This window comes from Lacinutrix neustonica (genome assembly GCF_026625145.1).
In the GTDB taxonomy this organism is placed as follows: Bacteria; Bacteroidota; Bacteroidia; order Flavobacteriales; family Flavobacteriaceae; genus Lacinutrix; species Lacinutrix neustonica.
This window is the reverse complement of the sequence record NZ_CP113088.1, coordinates 2466666-2489884: the sequence shown is the minus strand read 5'-3', so window position 1 is coordinate 2489884 and position 23219 is coordinate 2466666. Positions and strand designations below refer to the sequence as shown.

13 protein-coding genes, 1 tRNA gene and 9 pseudogenes are annotated in these 23219 nt (G+C 37.1%); 17 read left to right on the top strand and 6 right to left on the bottom strand.

All coding sequences use genetic code 11. The features are described 5' to 3' along the window. Positions 1–28: 28 nt before the first annotated feature. The 5 genes and pseudogenes from N7U66_RS13600 to hemH form a co-directional block, all read right to left on the bottom strand. Positions 29–810: pseudogene (locus N7U66_RS13600) on the bottom strand (enoyl-CoA hydratase/isomerase family protein). A 128-nt stretch (positions 811–938) separates the two neighbouring features. Further along, positions 939–2390, bottom strand: a pseudogene (locus N7U66_RS13595) (ATP-binding protein). Between the two features lie 158 nt (positions 2391–2548). Next, positions 2549–3097 carry a CopD family protein gene (locus N7U66_RS13590; RefSeq protein ID WP_267675790.1) on the bottom strand — a complete coding sequence of 183 codons (549 nt, stop codon included), beginning with the start codon at positions 3095–3097 and terminating at the stop codon, positions 2549–2551. Then, positions 3097–4454: pseudogene (locus N7U66_RS13585) on the bottom strand (MATE family efflux transporter). Before N7U66_RS13585 ends, N7U66_RS13590 begins: the two are co-directional and overlap by 1 nt. A 43-nt stretch (positions 4455–4497) precedes the next feature. Beyond that, positions 4498–5526 (bottom strand): ferrochelatase, encoded by a 1029-nt coding sequence (gene hemH / locus N7U66_RS13580; RefSeq protein WP_267675789.1) that lies wholly within the window; start codon positions 5524–5526, stop codon positions 4498–4500. Between the two features lie 167 nt (positions 5527–5693). Between hemH and N7U66_RS22615 the strand changes: the two are divergent. The 3 genes and pseudogenes from N7U66_RS22615 to N7U66_RS13565 form a co-directional block, all read left to right on the top strand. Next, positions 5694–6464: pseudogene (locus N7U66_RS22615) on the top strand (TraB/GumN family protein); the annotation flags it as partial. Positions 6465–6483: 19 nt separating this feature from the next. Continuing rightward, the gene (locus N7U66_RS13570) at positions 6484–8193 is read left to right on the top strand and encodes a TraB/GumN family protein (RefSeq protein ID WP_267675788.1); all 1710 of its coding nucleotides are present in this window, start codon (positions 6484–6486) and stop codon (positions 8191–8193) included. Between the two features lie 245 nt (positions 8194–8438). Beyond that, a complete protein-coding gene (locus N7U66_RS13565; RefSeq protein WP_267675787.1) occupies positions 8439–9224 on the top strand; it encodes a hypothetical protein in 786 nt (261 codons plus the stop codon). Between the two features lie 152 nt (positions 9225–9376). Here N7U66_RS13565 and N7U66_RS13560 read toward each other — a convergent pair whose 3' ends face one another. Next, positions 9377–10285 (bottom strand): helix-turn-helix transcriptional regulator, encoded by a 909-nt coding sequence (locus tag N7U66_RS13560; RefSeq protein WP_267675786.1) that lies wholly within the window; start codon positions 10283–10285, stop codon positions 9377–9379. A gap of 190 nt (positions 10286–10475) precedes the next feature. Between N7U66_RS13560 and hemA the strand changes: the two genes are divergently transcribed. The 14 genes and pseudogenes from hemA to N7U66_RS13490 all read left to right on the top strand — a co-directional run bounded on the left by hemA (position 10476) and on the right by N7U66_RS13490 (position 23095). Next, the gene (gene hemA, locus N7U66_RS13555) at positions 10476–11735 is read left to right on the top strand and encodes a glutamyl-tRNA reductase (RefSeq protein WP_267675785.1); all 1260 of its coding nucleotides are present in this window, start codon (positions 10476–10478) and stop codon (positions 11733–11735) included. Continuing rightward, positions 11728–13311 carry a hydroxymethylbilane synthase gene (hemC, locus tag N7U66_RS13550; protein WP_267675784.1) on the top strand — a complete coding sequence of 528 codons (1584 nt, stop codon included), beginning with the start codon at positions 11728–11730 and terminating at the stop codon, positions 13309–13311. The genes hemA and hemC overlap by 8 nt, the downstream gene beginning before the upstream one ends. Before the next feature lie 53 nt (positions 13312–13364). Continuing rightward, positions 13365–13451: transfer RNA gene (locus N7U66_RS13545), tRNA-Ser, on the top strand. Between the two features lie 131 nt (positions 13452–13582). Then, positions 13583–14613, top strand: a pseudogene (hemE, locus tag N7U66_RS13540) (uroporphyrinogen decarboxylase). A gap of 85 nt (positions 14614–14698) precedes the next feature. Further along, positions 14699–15480, top strand: a pseudogene (locus N7U66_RS13535) (EI24 domain-containing protein). Positions 15481–15679: 199 nt separating this feature from the next. After that, a pseudogene (hemF, locus tag N7U66_RS13530) lies at positions 15680–16581 on the top strand (oxygen-dependent coproporphyrinogen oxidase). A 9-nt stretch (positions 16582–16590) separates the two neighbouring features. Next, a complete protein-coding gene (locus N7U66_RS13525) occupies positions 16591–16980 on the top strand; it encodes a YchJ family protein (protein ID WP_267675783.1) in 390 nt (129 codons plus the stop codon). A 78-nt stretch (positions 16981–17058) separates the two neighbouring features. Next, positions 17059–18049, top strand: a pseudogene (gene hemB, locus N7U66_RS13520) (porphobilinogen synthase). A gap of 197 nt (positions 18050–18246) precedes the next feature. Further along, the gene (locus N7U66_RS13515; RefSeq protein ID WP_267675782.1) at positions 18247–19323 is read left to right on the top strand and encodes a CNNM domain-containing protein; all 1077 of its coding nucleotides are present in this window, start codon (positions 18247–18249) and stop codon (positions 19321–19323) included. Then, positions 19324–19795 (top strand): annotated as a pseudogene (locus N7U66_RS13510) (methylated-DNA--[protein]-cysteine S-methyltransferase). Next, positions 19796–20323 carry a DUF4442 domain-containing protein gene (locus N7U66_RS13505; protein ID WP_267675781.1) on the top strand — a complete coding sequence of 176 codons (528 nt, stop codon included), beginning with the start codon at positions 19796–19798 and terminating at the stop codon, positions 20321–20323. A gap of 75 nt (positions 20324–20398) precedes the next feature. Beyond that, entirely contained in the window at positions 20399–21553 is a 1155-nt protein-coding gene (locus N7U66_RS13500; protein WP_267675780.1) for a serine hydrolase domain-containing protein, read from the top strand. 46 nt (positions 21554–21599) lie between these two features. After that, positions 21600–22313 carry a 3'-5' exonuclease gene (locus tag N7U66_RS13495; RefSeq protein WP_267675779.1) on the top strand — a complete coding sequence of 238 codons (714 nt, stop codon included), beginning with the start codon at positions 21600–21602 and terminating at the stop codon, positions 22311–22313. Positions 22314–22459: 146 nt separating this feature from the next. Next, positions 22460–23095, top strand: a complete 636-nt coding sequence (locus N7U66_RS13490; protein ID WP_267675778.1) for a hypothetical protein — start codon at positions 22460–22462, stop codon at positions 23093–23095. Positions 23096–23219 lie beyond the last annotated feature (124 nt).

Genomic DNA, 23219 nt, shown 5'->3' with positions numbered 1-23219 from the left:
ATTTGGGTTACGCAAAGAAAGGTCGCTCTTATTTCCCTGGAAACTCAGCTTTACGTTTTTCTAAAAAGGCAGTTGTTCCTTCTTTAAAATCTTCGGTCCCAAAGCAGTTTCCAAATTGTTCTATTTCGGTTTCAAAACCATTTAAACCATCTGTGTAGTTTGCATTAACCGCTTTAATCGCTTTACTAATCGCTACTGAAGAATTTCGCATGATTTTACTTGCTATTTTTTCAGCTAAAGGTAATAACTCATCTTGAGGCACCACATGATTTACTAACCCGTATTCCTTTGCTGTATGAGCATCTATCATGCCTGCCGTCATAATCATTTCCATGGCGCGCCCTTTACCTATCAATTGTGGCAAACGCTGGGTTCCGCCATAGCCAGGTATTACCCCTAATGAAACTTCGGCAAGCCCATTTTAGCGGTATCGCTGGCGACTCTAAAATGTGCCGCCATCGCTAATTCAAGTCCGCCACCCAAGGCAAAACCATTTACAGCCGCAATGACAGGTGTTTCCAAATTTTCAACAAAATCGAATAATAAGGCTTGCCCTTTAGCTGCTAATTTACCGCCATTAGTAACATCAAAATTTGCAAACTCACTAATATCAGCACCAGCTACAAAGGCTTTTTCGCCGCTTCCGGTTATAATAATAACTTTAGATTTTTGATCTTTATTAGCCTGATCAAAAGCCTTATGCAACTCTTCTATAGTGGCTTTGTTTAACGCATTTAATTTAGAGGGTCTGTTGATGGTAATGGTTGTAATGCCATTTTGAGATTTAGAAAGTATGTTTTCGTAAGTCATTGTAAATGTGATTGTCATTTGCGCGATGCGAAAATGTGTTTAATATATATTATAACTCGAGCCACTTCGACAGCTCTTGGTATTCCGTTTAAAATCAATGTACTGAAAAATCCTAGAAAACCGGAATTTTATTCCTTAGGAAAAGTAACGGTAAATAGCGTGCCTTTTCCTTTCTGTGATACAAAGGTAATTGTTCCTCCGTAAGTTTCCACAATATTTTTTACCATAGCCAAACCTAGTCCCATACCGCTAGATTTAGTGGTGAACTTTGGCTCGAAAATCTTAGATTTATTCGCTTCGGTGATACCAATACCGTTGTCTGAAACCGTGATTTTTATCATGTTATTAACCTCAGAAACATTAACGATTATTTTTGGCTGTTGGCCTTCCGGAATGGCTTGAATACCATTTTTAATTAAATTGGTAACTACGCGAATGAGCTGCGTTCTATCAAACTTGGCTATAATTTCTTCCTCATCAGACTGAAATGTAATGTAATCTTCATTAAAAATATCTAACGCGAGATCTACAATTTTCACCACATTAAGCATTTCATTTTTTCTGCGCAGGCATTTTAGCAAAATTCGAAAATGCCCCAGCAATAGAACTCATCGTGTCTATTTGTTGTATGAGCGTATCTGTGTACTCATCAACCTTTTGATGAATACTTGGGTCTTGGGGATCAAATTTACGCTGAAAGCTTTGCACACTCAATCGCATAGGGGTTAATGGGTTTTTTATCTCGTGCGCGACTTGTTTGGCCATTTCCCTCCAGGCTTGCTCGCGTTCACTTGTTGCCAATTGCACGGCACTTTCTTCCAGTTCATCAATCATGCGATTGTATGAATTTACTAATGTTGTAATTTCCTCACTACCATCTGTAATTTCAATTTTTTCATTACGCTTTTCCAAGCGCGTGGCATTCATTTTTTCACTGATTGTTTTTAAAGACTTCGTAATATATTTAGAAACCAAAAAAGCCAACGCAATGGCAAATAATAGCACGAGCAGCGTCGTGTAAGATAATCGGGCTAAGAACTCATCAAGTTCCTTTGCTAAAAAATCATCGTTTTCTAAATAGGGTAAATTAATAATGGCTAAAGGTTTAAATTTACCATCTGTAATGTAACGGTATGATGAGCGAAAGACTTCCTCGTTTTCCTCCCTACGCTCTTCATAGCGATGTTCTACAGTATTCATTAAAGTATTTAACACTACGGATCCAAACATTTTTCGGTGACTTCTTGTTTTAAATCTGCTTTAGAAGAAATAAGCAAAGACCCTTCTAAATCGTATAGATTTATTTGAATGTTATGCACATCTGCCACTTCATAAATTTTAGTTTTAAAGATGCTGGGAACATTTTCTGTAATTACGGGAAAGGTAGTTTCACGAGTCACAAAATCTAAACTTCTTATAATCGCTGTTTCTTTCCTGTCCAAACGCTGTTTATGGTAGTCTTGTGTTTCTTCGGTGTATTGATAAATAGCAACTGCGGCAATTAAAATAGATGACATAATCACCAACATAATCATGGCTAAGAAAATTCGGGTACGTAAAGATAGTTTTATGAGTTTCATCTATAAAATTAAGTTGCCATAAATATAACAATAATCGCACCACTTTCAAGGGGCTTTGGAGAGGTGTAAATGAGAACCTTTAGGTTGTAAGGACTTACAGAATCTCGATTTATGGTTCTCCTAAAAATTCTACCAGTGCTAGACATCTCTAAAACCTATTACGCGTCCGGATTTCTTTTACGAATGTGTTTATATACTTTAAAACCTAACATTAAAAGCAGTCCTAAAACGAGAATACCAATCACACCAAAAATCCAATGAAACGCACTTTTTAAAATCACTAAAAAGACAACGGCAAAGAGAATAAAGGTAGCCCCTTCGTTCCATAATCGCATAAAATTAGAGCTTTTGGTTACGGTGTCCTGTTGCAATTGCTTGTAATACAGGTGAGTTTTAATGTGGTAAATAATAAGCAAAACAACGAACCCTAACTTTACTTGCATCCAAGATTGTTCTAACCATGAGGGCATTAAAATAATGAGCCGGAGAGCAAAGCCAGTCGCTAAAATGGCTGATGGCCACGTGATGATGGTCCACAAGCGCCTAGCCATCATTTTAAGTTGCTTACCTAAGATCTCCTTTTCCGGTGAAGGCTTGTGAAACGCCTCAATTTGATAAACGAACAATCTAGGAATGTAAAACAAACCGGCAAACCATGTGATTACAAAAATAAGATGTAATGCTTTTATGTAGTTATAATATTGCATTATTGGGCGTATGTTTCTTCGACTAAATTAGTCTTTACTTCTCGATTTAAAAAATAGGCCGTTATAATAGTAGATAACAAATCACTAATGGGAAAGGCCAGCCAAACCCCTAATTCACCATAAAATCTTGGAAGTATAAATATTAACGGAATAAAAATAAAACCTTGCCGTGTCAAGGTTAATAATAGGGCTGGCACAGCTTTTCCAATGGCCTGAAAATAAGCTGCTCCAATAAGCTGAATGGCGACTATTGGTGTAACTGCAAACACCCATCGCATCGCAGTTGGTGTTTGCTTTAAAACTTCGGCATCTGACGTAAATAACGTTGTAATCGCTTCGGGAATGCCATTAATACGACAAAAACCAAAATACCCAATCCAACAGCATACTTTAAAGCGGTGCTAATGGTTTCTTTGACACGATCATATTTATTCGCACCATAGTTATAACCGGCAATGGGTAGAAACCCTTGGGTGATGCCATAAACAGGAAATAAGGCAAACATTAACATACGCCCTACAATGGCATAAGCCGTTACAGACGTTTCCCCACCCAAATCGAATAGTATGTTATTCATAAACAAGTAGGTGATACTTACCACTGCCTGTCTTGCCAAGGTAACAAACCCTAAACTTCCAATTTCGGAAACAATAGGTCTGTTAAGTCCGAAATGAGACATATTAATTTTTAATTCAGAATGTTTTGAAAAGAAAAACCAAAGAATGAATACAAAACACAACAAATAGGAACCTGTTGTTGCCCAAGCAGCCCCTGCCATTCCAAAATCTAAAACATTAATAAAAAGATAATCTAAAATCAAGTTGCCAACCGAAGGAAACAGCATGGCATACATAGCAAATTTAGGCCTCCCTTCTGCGCGTATGACCGTATTCCCCATCATACATAAGGCTAGAAATGGCACACCATAGAGCACAATGGTATAATAGGTTTTTGCGGGTTCAAAAATGGCACCTTTCCCACCAAAAGTAGTCACAATACTATCAACAAACCATAATCCTGGAATGACTAAAGCAATGGTAAAAAATAGGGTTAACGTAATTTGATTTCCAAAAACCTTTAATGCCTTTCTATAATTATTTGCTCCTAAAGCGCGTGAGATTATTGAAGAGCCCCCAATGCCAATAGACATGCCTAGAGCTGCAATAAAAAAGGAAACGGGAAGCACGACATTAATCGCAGCTATTGCTGTGGAGCCTATCCATTGACCTACAAAAATAGTATCAACCAAGATGTTTAGCGACATCACTAAAATACCTATAGATGCGGGTACGGCTTGCTTTATTAAGAGTTTACCAATAGGCTCCGTCCCTAAAATAGCTGAATTGTTTTTTTGCATAGTCTTTTCCTAAAAAACGGAAATCCTTTTTACTTTTAAAAAATTAAGCCTCTACCACTGTTTCAGACCATTCGTTAATCCACTGCGCAAGTAGTTTCACCCAACTCATATTAGTGTTTAGACAAGGGACCGTTGTGAATTCTTGTCCGCCAACTTCATGGAAAATCTCCTCACCTTCCATGGCTATTTCTTCTAATGTTTCTAAACAATCGCTAACAAATGCGGGGGTAACAATAGCCATTTTCTTGACCCCTTTTTTGCCTAAACGCTCAATCGTTCGGTCTGTATAAGGCTGTAACCAAGGGTCAAAGCCTAAACGCGATTGAAATGAGGTGGAATAACTGTCCGGTGTGAGCTCTAAATGTTCACCAACCAATCGTGTCACTTCTTTACATTGGTGTCTGTAACAAAACTCATGAGCGATGCTTGGCGTTTCACAACAGCTGCCATCTATTTTACAATGCGATTTAGTAATGTCACTTTTTCGGATGTGACGTTCGGGCACCCCATGATAAGAGAATAATAAATGGTCGTAATCTTTATCTTTTAGATCGGCTTTAATAGATTCTGCCAAAACAGAAATATAATCCGGGTTGTTGTAGAACGCAGGAAGTGATTCAATTTTTAAATTAGGGAAATGCTGTTGTCTTAGTTCTTCGGCTAATACCGTAATTGTTTCTGTCGTTGCCATAGCAAACTGTGGGTATAGCGGAATTAAAAACACCTCATCCACGCCTTTATCTACGAGTTCTTGTAGTCCTTTTTTAATGGTCATGCTGCCATAACGCATCGCTAAGGCCACTGGGAATTCAACCTCTTCTTGCACCTTATGCTGCAGTTGTTCAGACAATACTATTAAAGGGGATCCTTCTTCCCACCAAATCTTCTTGTAGGCTTTGGCTGAAGCCTTTGGGCGTGTATTTAAAATAATGCCCTTCACGAGTAACGTTCTTGCCCAAAGCGGCACGTCTATTACACGTTCATCCATTAAAAATTCTCCCAAATATTTTTTAACATCTTTAGGCTCAGGACTGTCCGGGGATCCTAAATTAACTAATAAAACTCCTTTCATATGTTTGTGTCGCTAACCAATAATCTAATTTTTCTAATTGTCACAAAGACAAGAACCTCTTCTTTCTTGTTCGACAATTGACCGTGCAAAAATACAACTCTAATCGATAATATCGATAATCAAATGAATTTGTAATGCAACCTAAGCGCGTTAAAATCTTATATTAAATGGAAAGTATAGGTGAATTGAATATATTTACTGTGATATACAATACCCCAATAATGCAAAAATTACTCTTATACACCATACCCCTCTTTTGTTTATTAGGCCATTCGCAAGAGCAAGAACAGAGTTTGCTTTGGGAGATTTCGGGGAATGGGTTAAGCAAACCCTCATACATCTATGGCACCATGCACGTGAGTAAAAAAGTGGCCTTCCGTTTAGATGATGTTTTTTTTGAGGCCTTAGAAAAGAGCGAAAGTATTGCTTTAGAAAGTGACCCTTCGACTTGGTTGGACCACAGTTATGATAATGCCATGGTGTACCCTCAAAATACTTCTACAGAGTATGACAAAGGATTTTATACTACATTATTCAATTTTGAACCGCCTGAAGAGTTAATGATTCGAAGCGCCATACGCCAAGACAATCGCATTATTAATGGTTATTTGTATAGAAAAAATTCCCAGTCCGATAACTTTGAGGAAGAAACCTATTTAGATATGTTTATTTACCAAGCTGGTAAAAAGAAAAATAAACCTATTATAAGTCTCGAGGATCTAGACGTTGCCGAATACCTTACTACAATGGCTAGTGCCAATGCCTACAAGAAAAAAATGGATCCCTGGCTAACTGAAATTTACGCCAAGGAAAGCCCCTCTCTTTTGCAAGAAAACACCTATCGAGAGCGAAACCTTGCTTTATTAGATTCTATTGGTGAAGCATCAAATACTGATTTTTTTAGAGAGTATATGCTTTACAAACGTAACGCCAACATGGTTACCGTTCTCGGACACCTTGATTCGAAAACAATCCGTATTTGCTGGTGTTGGCGCAGCACATTTACCAGGAAAACAGGGCATGCTCAATGCGTTAAGAGAAAAAGGGTATACGGTAAAACCATTAACATCAAACCAAACCCAAAACGGACAAAAAGCAAAACAAAACATTGAAGATTTTATAGCGGCTCCAGTTATGGAAACCCATACTACAGCTGATGGTTTTATATCACTAAAAAGTTTTACCCCGTTACGTGAATTTTACTACAACGGACAAAAATTCACAGTCTCCCCGAACATGACCAATGGTGCCTACTTGACTATTAACCGCTTTAATTTATATGATTATTTGCCGAACGAAAAAGCAATTTCCTTAGAGCGTTTAGAGCATTTTTTATTTGAAGATATTCCTGGAGATATTATTAGTAAAGAAAAAATATCAAGCCCCTTCCCTGGTTTGAGCGTACTCAATAAAACGAAAAAAGGTGACTATCAAAAATACCATATTTACAAAACACCTTTAGAGGTTATAGTCATCAAATTTGGCGGCCCTAAAAACTATGTTTTAGATCAAGAAAAAGCTGTTTTTAGTTCTATTGAGTTTAAAACAACTACAGATCGCATTGCAACTTTCAATTCGTCTTATGGAAAGTATAGCGTGGCGTTTCCAAGTTTCAATACACAGGATAATATGCTGAATGCAGGAAATAAACACATTCAAGGTGTCGCGGGTGATGATTATTACTTTTTGAGTGAAGCAGTCAGTCAAGACATCTCTTACATTGAAGAAGACGCTTTTGAAGCCAAATATATTATTGACAATGTCTATAAAAATTTAAAAATAGAAACAGGCATTTCGGGTGCCTTCAACAATAGCAATTATAAGAGCTACGAATCTCATGCACAGTTGGAAGCGACCCCTTCAAAAAGCATACATTTAAAATCTATTGTAAAAGATGGTAGCTATTATTTGCTAGGTTATATTGGAGCAGATAAAACAAAAGCGGATACTTATTTTAGATCTTTCCAATTCAACAGCATTAATTATACTACTTTTGAAACCACGGTAGACACGTCATTACATTTTTCGGTTTTAACGAATACGAAACCCCTGTTTTCCGCTTCCTATGGCTATGAACAACAAAAGAAAAAGCACTATGATGCGGAATCAAAACAGACGAGTTACTATTCTAAAGCTAATGAGCAAATTTTTGTAACACGCATGAAGTTTCATGACCTTCAAATGTATAAAAGCATAGATAGTTTATGGGAAGAAATAGAGCCTTCAAAATCACCTTATGTCCATGAGCATCAAATGCAACGCTTAAAGTTGACGAACCAAAAGAAAACGAAAGCGCATGACGGCTATACTTTTAGTTACACCCTAACGGATTCATTAAGTGCAAAAGCTATTCGTGTAAAACACATTCAAAAAAAAGGGGTGCTTTTTACAATCAAATCGTTGTCTGATACGGTAGCTAAACCATCAACATTTGTTACCAATTTTTATAATACATTCAAACCTGTGGACACGTTGATGGGCACGTCCATTTTAAATGATAAAACCACCCGTTTTTTTGGAGCATTAAAAAGAGATGATAGCATTGTTATGGACGCCTACAACCTAATTAAATTCAATAAAACACACACCTATAAACTTATTGATTTTATTCAAAATTTTGAATTTCCGAGAAAACAAACAAAAGATAAAACTCCATTTCATTCGTGAACTTATCGCTATAGATGACGATGAAACGGTTTACCCATTTTTGAAGCAACTGTATCTAGATTCGTATTCCAATCCCGAATACAAGCTACCATTTTAAAGGCGTTATTAAACAAAAAAGAATCAACTGCTATTACCAATTTTTTATCTCTGTTAAGAAAGGATCTCCCTCTAGAAAAATACAGTGTTCGTTCCTTATTTCATACCTATAAAGACTCCTTAGCGCTTAAAAAAGAACTGTTCCCGAATTGTTAGAGTATAGCGCTATTCAAGAATATAAAGAACCCATTTATCACTTACTCGCCATGCTTCAGGACAGTGGTTACATAAAGCCTAAAAACTATAAGGCAATTAAAAAAGCCATTATAAATGATGGTAAAATGGAGATAAAACGCAGTTTAAGCGAGTCTAGCTACAGCGCTAAATCGAGTGCCTTGTATAGCTATGTAAAACTTATTTTCCCTTTTAGAAAGGACCATTATGCAAAACCGTTCTTCGAAAAATTACTGGATAGTGATAATGCCGCAGCTCTAACCACATATTACGTGTTACTGGAAAAAGCAAAGGAACCCATTCCACCTCAACTTGAAGAAAAAACACTCAACGACTATAAAAATCAAGCACTTTTAGTACAGAAGTTATACAAACAACAATTAAACGAACCGTATTTAACAAGAACCATTTCTCAAGATATGTATGCCAAATCGTATCTGTTTTCTAACGTAACTATAGAAAAAGGAAGAGACTCTATTGCCTTTTTAGCAAAAAAACCGTTTGAAACCGACGCAGGTAAAAAGGGAAGCATGTACTTCTACATGCTACATCAAGAGAATGATTATGACAGCTCTAAAAAATTGTATTATGCTGCTTTTTTAGAACCGGAAAAAACAGGAGCATTGGTAACAGATGTGTTTTATAAATCGGGTTATAACGGCAATTACGTGAATGAAAGGGATAAAGAAGAGGCGTTAATAAAAGAAGCTCTAGAACGTATTAAATACAAAACCGGAAAACGAATCCATGAAAAACAGTAGTCGTCTAACCGCTATTTAATCCATTGAATGGCATAGCCATACACCTCTATTCGTGGCATTAAAATATTGCCGTCTCCGTGAAAAATTAATTCTAGAGTTTTATTATAAAAAAGAATTACAACCGACCACTAAGCAGAAGAAGTCGCTATCCATTAACTACTGGTCAATGAGGTTATATACTTTTTAGGAGTTGTACCGTACTTCTTCTTAAAAGCCGCTATAAAATGACTGGAGGTACTGTAGCCTACTCGCAACCCTACTTCATTAACATTATGGCTTCCCGTTTCCAGTAATTTTCGCGCCACTTCCATTTTATAATCAAACAAAAAACTATACACCGAATCGCCATAAACTTGTTTAAAACCTTCTTTAAGTTTCTTTAAAGTGAGGCCAATCTCATCTGCTAGCGCCTGTAAACTTGGCGGTTCTGCCATACGGGAAATAACAATATCTTTTGCTTTTCTAATTTTTAAAACATTAGATTCATCGACCAAAAAAGGGCACTGTTCCACATCGGTCTCTTCACTCCTATGAAAATACAGGCTTAAAACCTCATAGGCTTTGGCTTTAAAATAAATATTTTTGATGGATTGATTCAAATTATAGTTCACCAATTGATTTAGTGCAATAGCCATAGATGGGGAGATTTTTCCATCTTTGTAATACTTTTTATCTTTGTTGTCTGCACTTAAAAACGTGATGTAATCGGCTTCTTGAGAAAACAACCCATGAAATTTTTTAATAGAAATAATCACAGAAACCAACCAAGATTTTGGGTTAACCTCTAAATGAATGGGTAAATCACGTTGCGGATTGTACAAAAGCAAGGACGTTTCTTCAGGGACCTGTAATGAATAATTACCATTATTAAAATTAAAAGCACTCTCCCCTTTTAAACAAAAGTGAAACTGAATATAACTGCTATCTATCTCACGTTCAATTACTTTTATGCTGTTTGAATCATTTTGATGCGTTAAAATAAAAACACCGTCATCGACTCTGGTTTCTATAAAAAACCCTTTAGCGTTATTTTCTATACTTTTGCTTTCTGAATTGTTCATGACCTTATTTAGATTTGTTCTAAACTACTAACGCGAAGAACGCTGTAACCAATACAAAAATATGATATTTATCATTGTTTAGCCAAAAACAAAGTTAAAAAACCACAAACGATATTAATAGTTCTTTGAGCGTTACTTTTTGAGAAGGTCCCGCAGTATTTTTGCTTCCTGATAGATTTTAAATCTCTTAATGCAACAATATCATATTTCTCGAAATACATCTTTCTACGCTATTGGCTTAAGTTATAAAAAAGCCGATGCCGAGATTCGTGGTCATTTTAGTTTGACTGAAGATTCAAAAATAAATTTACTCAATCAAGCTAAAACAAACGGCATTGAAAGCATTATAGTAACCTCTACTTGTAATAGAACTGAAATTTTTGGTTTCGCTGAACATCCCTTTCAACTCATTCAACTCCTTTGTGAGAATACCAATGGCACGGTTGAAGAGTTTCAAAAAGTCGCCTATGTCTATAAAAACAAGGAGGCTATTTCACACATGTTTCGCGTGGGCTCGGGTTTAGATAGTCAAATTCTAGGTGATTTTGAAATTATTAGTCAGCTAAAAACCAGTGCGCGTATTTCAAAAAAACAGGGGTTATTGAATCCTTTCATTGAGCGCTTAATAAATGCGGTGATTCAAGCCAGCAAACGAATTAAAACAGAAACCAACATTTCGTCGGGGGCCACCTCGGTGTCTTTTGCTTCGGTACAATATATTATGAAGCGTTTTGAAAATGTTTCAGAAAAAAGCATACTCCTCTTCGGCACAGGGAAAATAGGAAGAAATACTTGTGAGAATTTGGTGAAGCACACCAAAAACGAACACATCACTTTAATTAACAGAACCAAAGGCAAAGCGGAAGCTATTGCTGGTAAATTTAACCTCATCGTTAAAGATTACGCCAATCTTCAGGAAGAGATTAACGCTTCAGACATCTTGATTGTAGCTACCGGTGCGCAAAATCCTACGATTGACAAGCATATTATACAGACTAAAAAAGAGTTGCTCATTTTAGATTTATCCATTCCGAAGAACGTTAATGATAACGTTACGGAGTTAAGTAATGTCACCTTGATTCACTTAGACGATTTATCACAGATAACTGATGAAACTTTAGAAAACAGAAAACAGCACATTCCATTAGCTGAAAGCATTATTGACGAGGTTAAAACCGAGTTTAATAGCTGGTTAGAAACCGGAAAATTTGCGCCAACCATAAAAGCATTAAAAAGCAAACTGCAAGATTTCAAAAATGCAGAATTGGATACGCAACGCAAAAAAATAGCTGGTTTTAATGAAGAACAGGCAGAATTGATTAGCAATAAACTCATTCAAAAAATAACAAACCATTTCGCTCATCATTTAAAAGATGATGCGTTTTCAACGAACGAAAGTCCGGAACTTATCCAAAAAGTATTTCAGCTAGAACCAACAAAGCATGTCTAAAATAATAAGAATTGGTACGCGTGATAGTGCATTAGCGCTCTATCAAGCCAATGCTGTAAAACAACAATTGGAATTTTTAGGACACCAAACCGTTTTGGTCCCTGTAAAGTCTACAGGTGATTTAGTGCTCGATAAGCCCTTATACGAACTTGGAATTACTGGTATTTTTACACGTACTTTAGACATCGCAATGCTCAATGGAGACATTGATATTGCCGTACATTCGTTAAAAGATGTGCCTACTAAATTACCAAAGGGCATTGTACAAGCAGCGGTGTTAAAACGTGGCAACGTTCGGGATACTTTGGTTTACAAAGGCACCGAGGAATTTTTAGGCTATAGAGAAGCAGTAATTGCTACGGGGAGTTTACGTCGCCGTGCACAATGGTTAAACCGCTACCCCACACATACCATTGAAGAGATTCGTGGCAACGTGAATACAAGACTTCAAAAACTAGAGGATACCGCACATTGGAATGGTGCCATTTTCGCGGCAGCAGGCATTGGCCGACTAGAACTAAGACCTGAAGAAGCTGTAAATTTAGAGTGGATGGTTCCTGCTCCGGCACAAGGCGCAATCATGATTGCCGCTTTAGAGGCAGATGAAGAAACCAGAACCATTCTCTCTGAAATTAATCACGAAGAAACAGAAATTTGCACGCAAATAGAACGCGAATTCTTAAACCGGTTAGAAGGCGGGTGTACTGCACCAATAGGCGCTCTAGCGTTTATAAAAGATGAGGAAGTTCACTTTGAAGCCGTACTTTTAAGTAATGATGGTAGTAAAAAAATCACAGTGTCTCGCGTAAAGAAAGTTGGTGAACATTTTGATCTCGCAGAGTGGTGCGCCAATTATGTGATTGATAAAGGAGGTAAACGCTTAATGGACGACCTTAAAAAATCAAGTAAGCCTACCAATATTTATTCTACAAAATCATTTACAGAAGCTCAAAAACAACTCTTTCACGAAAAAGTTGTTGCAGAAAGTAGCGATTTTATCAAAATTAGTTTGAATCGTATCGCGCCAAGATTCTTTAAACAGGAAATAGAGAATGTGGTGATTACCAGTCAAAATGCTGTAGAAGCTTTGCTTACTAACTTCTCTGCTATAGAGTTATCTTTCAAAAACATTTATTGTGTTGGTCGTCGTACTAAGCGTACTATCGAAAATAGAATTGGAAAAGTCACACATAGCGAAAACAATGCTAAAAAGCTTTCCGAATACTTGGTCGAGTTTATGGAAGGCAGTGAAGTGACTTATTTTTGTAGTGATTTAAGATTAGACGAATTACCAAGCATATTAGAAGAAAACAACATTAAGGTGAACGAAATTGAGGCGTATCAAACAAAAATGGATAGTTTGAAGGTCGATGATAGTGTAGAAGGCGTTATGTTTTATAGCCCATCTACAGTACAAAGCTTTAAACAAGAAAATACTGTCGAAGAAGGCATGATTGCTTTTTGTATAGGTGAAACTACTGCAAAAGAAGCGAGTAAACATTTTAAAGATATAAGAATTGCCAAAGTCCCAACCGTTGAGAGTGTGATTGAGTTAGTGAATGAACATTATGTTTAGTCCTTACCATTTAAAACTAATGACTGGGTTGAAAAAAATATAATAAATAAAAAAGAGAGTTGACAGAGCGGCCGATCGTGCTACCTTGGAAAGGTAGTGTACCTGCAAAGGTACCAAGGGTTCGAATCCCTTACTCTCTGCAATAACTAACATAGTGACCACTATTCATACTATAGTATAAACTATGTTAGTTTTTAATAGTATAGAACAGCTGAAACTTACAAAAAAGGTAAGCCGCCAAAAGTTAAAAGCTAAAAGTCAAAAGCTAGCAATGATAAAAAACGATTTATTTTTAAGAGCATTAAAAGGAGAAACCGTTGATCGTCCACCTGTTTGGATGATGCGCCAAGCAGGACGTTACTTGCCGTAGTTTATGGAAATAAAGGCAAAGTATGATTTCTTCACCCGTTGTCAAACGCCGAATTAGCAAGTGAAATTACAGTACAACCCATTCGCCGTTATGGTATGGATGCTGCCATCTTGTTTTCAGACATATTAGTAATTCCTCAAGCTATGAATATTGAGGTACAAATGAAACCAAACTTTGGGCCGTATTTACCAAATCCTATACGTTCTCAAAAAGATGTGGATAATGTAATCGTTCCGGATGTTAAGGAAGCGCTGAGCTACGTTTACGACGCCATAAAAGCAACCAAAGAAAAACTAAATGATGAAGTGCCCTTAATTGGTTTCGCAGGCTCACCATGGACCATTCTTTGCTATTGCGTACAAGGTCAAGGGAGCAAAAATTTTGATAAGGCCAAAGAGTTTTGCTTTACAAATCCAGTGGCTGCACACCAATTATTACAAAAAATCACAGATACGACTATTGCTTACTTAAAAGAAAAAGTAAAAGCGGGTGTTAACGCCGTTCAAGTTTTCGATTCTTGGGGAGGCATGCTCTCTCCAGTAGATTACCAAGAATTTTCTTGGCAATACATTCAGCAAATTATAAATGCATTAAAGGATGAAACGCCTGTTATCGCTTTTGGAAAAGGGTGCTGGTTTGCATTGAACGACATGGCGAAATCTGGTGCCGCTGCTTTAGGTGTCGATTGGACTTGTTCTGCACGTAATGCAAGATATTTAACTGGTGGCAATATTACTCTACAAGGGAATTTTGATCCTACTCGATTATTTTCTCCGCCTTCAGAAATCAAGAAAATGGTACACCAAATGATTAATGAATTTGGAAAAGACAAATACATTGTAAATTTAGGTCATGGTATTTTGCCCAACATTCCTTTAGACCATGCCAAAGCCTTTATTGATGCTGTAAAAGAGTATAAAAGTCCTTCGTAATCTTCTAAAAAAAGAAGACACGGTACGATTAAGAAAGTTAAACATATGAGTTTCCTTTCCCTTGGAAAGGATTAAGGATAGGAATATGATCAAAAACATTTTAAAAGGTATTACAGCCTACACGGGAAGCTTTGCCTTAATTTCAAGGCTGAAACTTTGGCCCTACTTTTTAGTACCAATAATGATTAGCATAATAACGGCTACCATTATTGGTGTTGCTGCTTATGGCCTGTCTGATAATATTGGAAGGTTCATCGCTAAAATTTGGATTTGGGATTGGGGGAAAACCACATTCACCTCTATCTCCAGCATTATTGGTGCTATTTCTATTTTAGCCATTGGCCTCATTCTATACAAACACATTATTATGGCCTTGTCTGCGCCATTTATGAGTCCGGTTTCTGAAAAGATAGAAGCACATTTAATGGGTGTTCAAAAGCACCAACACAGAAACACCTCCTTTAAGGAGCAGCTCGGCGCGGGATTCGAATAAACCTTAGAAACCTAGCCAAAGAACTTTTGTTTTCAATCCCTCTTTTGTTATTAAAATTCATTCCTGGTGTTAATATCGTTTCCACAATATTATTGTTTTTAGTCCAAGCGTATTATGCCGGCTTTGGAAATATGGATTACACCCTAGAACGTCATTTTAAATATAGAGAAAGCATTCGGTTTGTTAAAAAATATCGTGGGGTAGCCATGGGAAACGGGATCGTGTTTATGCTATTTTTATTTATCCCGGTTATAGGGATCATCCTCGTGTTACCCCTTAGTGTAACTGCGGCTTCCTTAAAAACAGTTGAAATTTTAAAAAATGAAGCGCTCTTGACATCCAAAGAAGTCACATTAAACCAAGAGCCGTTTTAGCTACTTTTTACCTTAAGACAGTGCATCGGAACTGTAAATTGTAAAATGAAATAACATAAAAACAACGAATGCCCTCCAGTAGGACAATACATTCTAAACCTGAATGCAATCGAAATGTATCCTGAAAGTGACATGATACCGATCCGGTAAGGTTTAAAAAAACAAACAGGTCTAAAAAAACAAAGAGAGTAGCATTACCATGAAAGATAAATTCTTCAAATACATACACGAATTACAAGACACGATCACTTCTGCTTTTGAAACCATTGATGGTAAAGCCTTATTTAAAGAAGATGTTTGGGAGCGCCCTGAAGGTGGTGGCGGAAGAACGCGCGTCATTGAAAACGGAAACCTCATCGAAAAAGGAGGGGTCAATATTTCCGGTGTACACGGAAAACTCCCGGATAGCATGCAACAGTACTTTGATGTTAAAGATGCCGACTTTTTTGCTTGTGGATTAAGCCTGGTCATTCATCCTAAGAGTCCAATGATTCCCACAGTTCATGCCAATTGGCGTTATTTTGAAATGTATGATAAAGAGGGACGTATTGTAGACCAATGGTTTGGTGGCGGACAGGATTTAACCCCCTATTATTTGTTTGCCGAAGACGCAAAACACTTTCATCAAACCTGCAAAACTGCTTGCGATAAACACCATCCGAATTCTATCCAAAATACAAAGCACGTTGTGACGACTATTTTTACAACGCGCATAGAAATGAAGGTCGCGGTGTTGGTGGACTGTTTTTCGATTACTGTAAGGCGTCCAAGGAGATGAGTATGGAACACTGGTATGATTTTGTAACCGAAGTGGGGAATAGTTTTGTTGAAGCCTATCTTCCCATAATGGAGAAAAGAAAAGCGTTACCCTATACCGAAGCCCAACGTACGTGGCAGGAAATTCGTCGTGGGCGTTATGTAGAATTTAATTTAGTCCATGATAAAGGCACGTTGTTCGGGCTAAAAACAAACGGGCGTATAGAAAGCATTTTGATGAGTTTACCGCCACATGTGCAATGGGTTTACGACCACCATCCGGAGGTTGGAAGTGAAGAAGAAAAACTAATTAATGTATTACAAAACCCTAAAGATTGGGTATAATATCACAGCATGAATTGTTACTGCGGAAGTTTAAAGAACTATAGTGATTGCTGTGAAATAGCACATAAAGACAGTAAGCAAGCCATTACTGCCGAGCAACTCATGCGCTCTAGATATAGCGCGTTCGTATTGGCCGATGGTGCATATTTAATGCGTACGCATCATGCCTCAACACGTCCCATAAACAATAAAAAAGCTATTGTAAAATGGGCCAAATCTGTACAGTGGCTCAAGCTAGAAATAATAGAAACCTCTAAAGGGCAGCAAAAAGACACCCATGGAACCGTCACGTTTAATGCTTACTTTTATGACCAAGGCGAAATGGATGTTATTCATGAAAAATCGGCTTTTGTTAAAGAAAACCATGCATGGTACTACGTCGGGTTTGCTCAAGATTAAACAAACAACAGCATTAGTGCCACTCTAGAAATAAAAAAACAACAGCAGTCTAAAAACTGCTAACTGAATATTTACACTATGTATCCCATAAGAAGAAACCGAAGATTAAGAACTAATGAAGTGATTAGAAGTTTGGTTCGAGAAACCATTATTTCTCCAAATGATTTTTTAGTCCCCTTGTTTATTGTAGAAGGCAAAGGCATTAAAGATGAAATTGCTTCCATGCCAAATTACTATCGTTTCAGTTTAGATTTGTTAGAAGCCGAAATTAAAGCCCTCTCGGAATCTGGGTTTAAAATCGGTATTGCTTTTTGTAAAAGTACCCGATAATTTAAAAGATAATAAAGGCACGGAAGCTTTAAACCCAAATGGGCTCATGCAACGCGCTATAAAAACCGTAAAAAATGTGTGTCCCGATATGCTAGTGATGACAGATGTTGCACTAGACCCATACTCCTCTTATGGTCATGATGGCATTATTGAGAATGGAAAAATAGTAAACGATAATACTGTGGATGTGTTAGCAGAAATGAGTTTATCACATGCACAGGCTGGTGCCAATTTTGTTGCACCTAGCGATATGATGGACGGTCGCATTCTTGCTATTCGTGAAACGCTAGAAGATGAAGGGTTTACAGACACAGGAATTATGAGTTATTCTGCTAAATACGCCTCTTCCTTTTACGGTCCTTTTCGTGATGCGCTAGACTCTGCTCCTGCCGATATTAAAGAGGTGCCAAAAGATAAAAAAACCTACCAGATGGATTATGCTAATCGCTTTGAAGCCCTAAAAGAAACCGAAATGGATATAGACGAAGGAGCAGATCTCGTCATGGTAAAACCAGGCTTGTGCTATTTAGACATTGTTCGTGAAATTAAAAACGCTGTGGATGTGCCCGTTGCGGTGTATCAAGTCTCAGGGGAATATGCCATGTTAAAGGCTGCAGCAGAAAAGGGTTGGTTAGATCACGATGCGGTGATGATGGAACAAGTGACTGCTATAAAACGTGCTGGTGCAGATGTTATTGCTAGTTACTTTGCAAAAGATGTAGTAAAGCTCATTTCGTAATCATCAAGCGTTTTACTCCTTTTTTAGCGCGTGTCTAGAAACTATCCAAACCAGATGAACACGAATAAAGATATTAAAGGCTAAGCACCACAGGCTTAAATTTATAGATATCTAAGCGATAAATACAGTTCTAATATTATTTCTTATACAGATAGTGATTAATAATTTTTAACTTAGCAACAAACTATAAAAAACTGATGACTTTACTCCTGCTTTACGGTATCATTTCGATATTCTTTTCTTTTTTATGCTCCATTTTGGAGGCTGTGTTACTCACGGTGACCCCTACTTTTCTTAATATAAAGAAGAAAGAAGGTAAACATTATGCTGTCGCTTTAGAACGTTTAAAAAAGGATGTGGACCGTCCATTAATCGCAATTCTAACGCTTAATACCATCGCACATACCGTTGGTGCTATTTTAGTTGGCAAACAAGCAGAACAGTTGTATGGTGATGGCGAAAGTTATGGTGTTTTTATCGTTTCGGCTGTGATGACGCTTTTAATTTTAGTCGCTTCAGAAATTATTCCAAAAACTATTGGAGCGACCTACTGGAAAAGCCTGGCCAATTTTACCACGAAAGCCTTAAGAGTATTAATTTTTCCATTAAAATACACAGGTTTATTGTGGTTAATGCAATTAACTACACGACTCATTGGCGGAAAAGGTCACGGGAGCGTTTTAAGTCGTGAAGGCTTTTTAGTAATGGCCGATATGGCACATGAAGAAGGTGTTTTTGTTGATAATGAAAGTAAAATAATTAAAAATTTACTCACATTTAAAGAGGTGCTTGCAAAAGATGTCATGACCCCAAGAACGGTAATGAAAACCGTAAAAGACACGACAACGGTTGAAGAATTTTTTAATAAAAACATGAACCTTAGGTTTTCCGGAGTACCCATTTACACAGATACGGAAGATAATATCACAGGGCTTGTTTTAAAAGATGAAGTATTTAAAGAAATGGCGTTAGGTAATGGCCAAAAGCCACTTTCTGAATTAAAACGTGATATCATCATTATAGATCGAGAACTTCCTATCCCAAAACTTTTTGAAAAATTAGTTGATAGCAGAAACCACTTAGCATTAGTAGTTGATGAATATGGTACTGTTAGTGGTTTAGTAACTATGGAAGATGTTATTGAAACTTTACTTGGACTTGAAATTATGGATGAAAGTGATAATGTGAGTGATTTGCAATTACAAGCCGGAAAGAACTGGGAAAGTAGAGCGAAGAAACTGGGCATTATAGATAACAGCAAAGACAATTTGTAAATGGAAACCTGCTATATCCATTCGCCTTTAGGAATCACCAAAATAGAGGGCGATGAAACGGGTATTGCTTCGGTTTCAGTTTTAAATTCTAATCAAAAGGCTTCAGACGTTATTCCGAAGTTCCGGAAGATTGTGTGCTTCAGCTTAACGAATATTTTCAAGGCTCTCGGGAACAATTCAGTTTAACTCTTAAGCCACAAGGGACACCGTTTCAAGAACGGGTTTGGGAGGCACTACTAACGATTCCGTTTGGCAAAACCACGTCCTATTTAGAACTCTCAAAACAATTAGGAGATGTGAAAGCCATTCGTGCGGTTGCTAATGCTAATGGTAAAAATCCGTTGTGGATTATTGTGCCCTGTCATCGCGTTATTGGTAGCGACGGAAGCTTAACGGGTTACGCTGGCGGATTGCATAGAAAAAAATGGCTTCGGAACATGAAAGTCCTTACAAACAACAAGTATTGTTTTAAATGTATAGAGTAGTTACAAACGTTCTTAAACGGTTTTTAAAAGCGTCAACCATATATAAATATGGGTTTAATTGGTCTCCCATGTACCGACGATCTACTGCAAAACTCATTGAAGTGAGCGACGATTTACACTATGTTAAAATTCAATTGAAGTTAAGTTGGAAAAACAGAAACTATGCAGGTTCTCTATTTGGCGGGAGCATGTTAGCTGCCACCGACCCTATTTACATGATACAGCTCATTCAAATTTTAGGCAACGATTATGTGGTATGGGATAAGGCAGTTACCGCGAAATATAAGCGGCCAGGAAAAGGTGTTCTTTTTGGTGAGTTTGTCTTTTCTTCTCTAGAAATTACAAACATCAAACAAAAAGTAGCCAAAGACCACGAAGTAGATCTCATTAAAACGATGTCACTAATTAATGAAAAGGCTGAAGTCATTGCTGAGTTTTCTAAAACCATCTATATTGCTGAGAAAACGTTTTACAAAGAAAAACTAAAGTTGAGAAATAGCAAACAGCAAAACTAGATAAGATTTTTTTTTAATTCTTCAATAGGGGTCATTATAATTCTTTATATTTATTCTTCTAAACTAAATCTTAACATGACGTTCCTAAAAAAGTTGCTTACCGTTTTAGTCATCCTTTTTGGATTATTAATAGCGACCCTATACATTACAGATACAGACTATTTAATAAAAGCCGTTCGCACGATCTATCTGCGAGGTTACACCACTGCTTTTTTAGACGATTATAAAAAGTTTGACAATAGAACCATAGCCACGGGAACACCACAACCTTGGCCAAACCATAAGGACTACAATTCGGCTACAGAAACAGACGCTTTAGATAAGGCGCATAAAGATTGGGGCACGGTCGCTTATGTTATTATTAAGAACGACAGTATTTGGTTTGAAAAGTATTATGATGATTATAATGAGCGCTCAAAATCAAACTCGTTCTCTATGGCAAAAAGCTACGTTTCTGGTTTATTAGGCAAAGCAATAATGGATGGTGACATTGAAAGTTTAGAACAACCTGTTTGCGATTTCCTACCTGCCTTTTGCGATGGCTTAGCCGCTAAAATGACGGTAGGTGATTTGTCTTCTATGAGTTCAGGTACGAATTGGGATGAAGCTTATTATTCCCCATTATCGATTACCACTCGCGCTTATTTTGATGATGATTTGGCGAAAGTCATGAACGGTTTAAAAGTGGTTACAGAACCCGGAAAAGCCTTTAAGTATGCCAGTGGAGACACACAAATGTTAGCGATGGTGATTGAAAAAGCGACAGGCAAAAAAATGTACGATTATTTAGCCGAGAGTTTTTGGAAACCCTTAGGAGCAGAACACCCAACCCTATGGCAGGTAGATAGTGACGAACACGATTTAGTAAAGGCGTATTGTTGTATTGCTAGTAATGCTAAAGATTTTGCACGCTTTGGAAAGTTATATAAAGATCATGGCCAGTGGAACGGCGAACAGGTTTTAGACTCTACTTTTGTAGCTAAATCCTTAAAACCGCGATTTAGCCCAATGTATGGTTATGGCTGGTGGTTAAAAACACACCAAGGCAAAGATTTCAAAATGATGCGTGGTCACCTAGGGCAATATGTCATTGTACAACCTGAAGACAACATTATTATCGTACGTTTAGGACACCAAAAATCGCCTGATGCCGGTGTTGGTCGCTTTACAGACGACATCTCCCTTTATATTGATGAGGCTTATAAAATGTTGGACGCGGCAAAAAACTAAGTATTTATAAGATTTTTCGAAATTTCGAAAAAAAGAAGTTAACGTTATGATATCAAAACTAAACTTAGAAAACATTCTCTTTTTAGACATTGAAACCGTACCTGAAACACAACATTTTACTGAATTAGATAAAACGAAGCAAGAGCTTTGGGAAGCCAAGTCGCGCTATCAAAGAAAAGAGGAATTTAATGCTGAAGAATTCTATGATCGTGCTGGCATCCGGGCCGAGTTCGGGAAGATTATTTGTATTTCGGTTGGTTATTTCACTAAGCAAGGCGATGCCCGGTTGTTTCGTACCACCTCATTTTATGGTGAAGAACCCCATTTACTAAAAGACTTTAAAAATTTATTGACTTCTCATTTTAGTCAAGCTAAACATTTACTCTGCGCACACAATGGGAAGGAGTTTGATTTCCCATACATCGCCGGACGCATGATTATTCATAATATTGAGCTCCCCTATAAACTCAATCTGTTTGGTAAAAAACCATGGGAAGTCCCACATTTAGACACTTTAGAATTGTGGAAATTTGGTGATTATAAAACCTACACGTCTTTAAAGTTAATGACTAACGTTTTAGGCATTCCTTCTCCTAAAGATGATATTGAAGGTAGTGAAGTGTATCGTGTGTATTATGAAGAACAAGATATTGACCGTATTATTAGATATTGTGAAAAGGACACCATTGCTGTCGCCCGGATATTTTTAAGGTTACGTGGTGATGCTATTTTAGAAGCAGATGAGATTATTCATGTGTAACCTGTTTAATCAACTCTAAATTTTCGATAAATAGTTAATAATCAACGTCGAAGGCTAATCATTTTATATAGGAATCTTTCTAGATTTCACGACCTTTATAAAAAGAACAATCGTCTAAATTAAAGGCCATTAAACATTTTATAAAAATGATAGTCGCTAACGACACTTATAAACCCATTGTATTACTCTTTATATTCAACGTATTGTTCTCCTTTCACTCACGCGCGCAGAACTTTGATGATACTGAAAACCCTTGGATAATAGGATTAGGTGTTTTAATCGTTCACGACTCGAATACGCAATTGAGTAAGCCCTTTGGTTTTAATGATAATTATCACTTCTCCAATCCTTTTAAATTCTTGGTTGAAAAACGGTTTTTAAATGATTTCGGACTAGAAGGGTCTCTAAATTTCAATCGTTACAAAAAGGGAAAGACACGAAACGGTATTCTCCTTGACAACCCCATAGATTTCCTGGCTACAGACTTAACCTTTAAGTACTATATTACAAATTTACTGGTAAACAAATACAGATCCTCTTTTGAAGGGTATGTTCATGTGGGCCTAGGAAGTACCTTTTATGATGGTGACCGTGGATTGAACACCAATTTTGGTGGTGGCGTTACTTTCTACATGAGCACTCATTTTCGTCTATTTACTCAAGCTACAGGCAAAAAAACATTAAGCCCATCTCCTAACCGATCTAATTATCTACAATACGATTTTGGGATCCTCTATCGCATCCCAAACAAGCATCGCTACCCCTGCCATTCCTGCGATTGATACTTCTGCTTTAGTCATAACCGTATTCATAACCATAGTTATAACCTGAACGTTTATTAAACGCTACATCGTTAATCACGTAAGCCATGTTTTTAAGTTTTTGACTTTTACTCAGTTCCTTAGA

Bases quoted from the DNA above. Each gene is read 5' to 3' on its own strand.
- N7U66_RS13590 (WP_267675790.1), bottom strand. From the start codon at position 3,097: ATGCAATATTATAACTACATAAAAGCATTACATCTTATTTTTGTAATC.
- hemH (WP_267675789.1), bottom strand. From the start codon at position 5,526: ATGAAAGGAGTTTTATTAGTTAATTTAGGATCCCCGGACAGTCCTGAG.
- N7U66_RS13560 (WP_267675786.1), bottom strand. From the start codon at position 10,285: ATGAACAATTCAGAAAGCAAAAGTATAGAAAATAACGCTAAAGGGTTT.
- hemA (WP_267675785.1), top strand. From the start codon at position 10,476: ATGCAACAATATCATATTTCTCGAAATACATCTTTCTACGCTATTGGC.
- hemC (WP_267675784.1), top strand. From the start codon at position 11,728: ATGTCTAAAATAATAAGAATTGGTACGCGTGATAGTGCATTAGCGCTC.
- N7U66_RS13525 (WP_267675783.1), top strand. From the start codon at position 16,591: ATGAATTGTTACTGCGGAAGTTTAAAGAACTATAGTGATTGCTGTGAA.
- N7U66_RS13515 (WP_267675782.1), top strand. From the start codon at position 18,247: ATGACTTTACTCCTGCTTTACGGTATCATTTCGATATTCTTTTCTTTT.
- N7U66_RS13505 (WP_267675781.1), top strand. From the start codon at position 19,796: ATGTATAGAGTAGTTACAAACGTTCTTAAACGGTTTTTAAAAGCGTCA.
- N7U66_RS13500 (WP_267675780.1), top strand. From the start codon at position 20,399: ATGACGTTCCTAAAAAAGTTGCTTACCGTTTTAGTCATCCTTTTTGGA.
- N7U66_RS13495 (WP_267675779.1), top strand. From the start codon at position 21,600: ATGATATCAAAACTAAACTTAGAAAACATTCTCTTTTTAGACATTGAA.
- N7U66_RS13490 (WP_267675778.1), top strand. From the start codon at position 22,460: ATGATAGTCGCTAACGACACTTATAAACCCATTGTATTACTCTTTATA.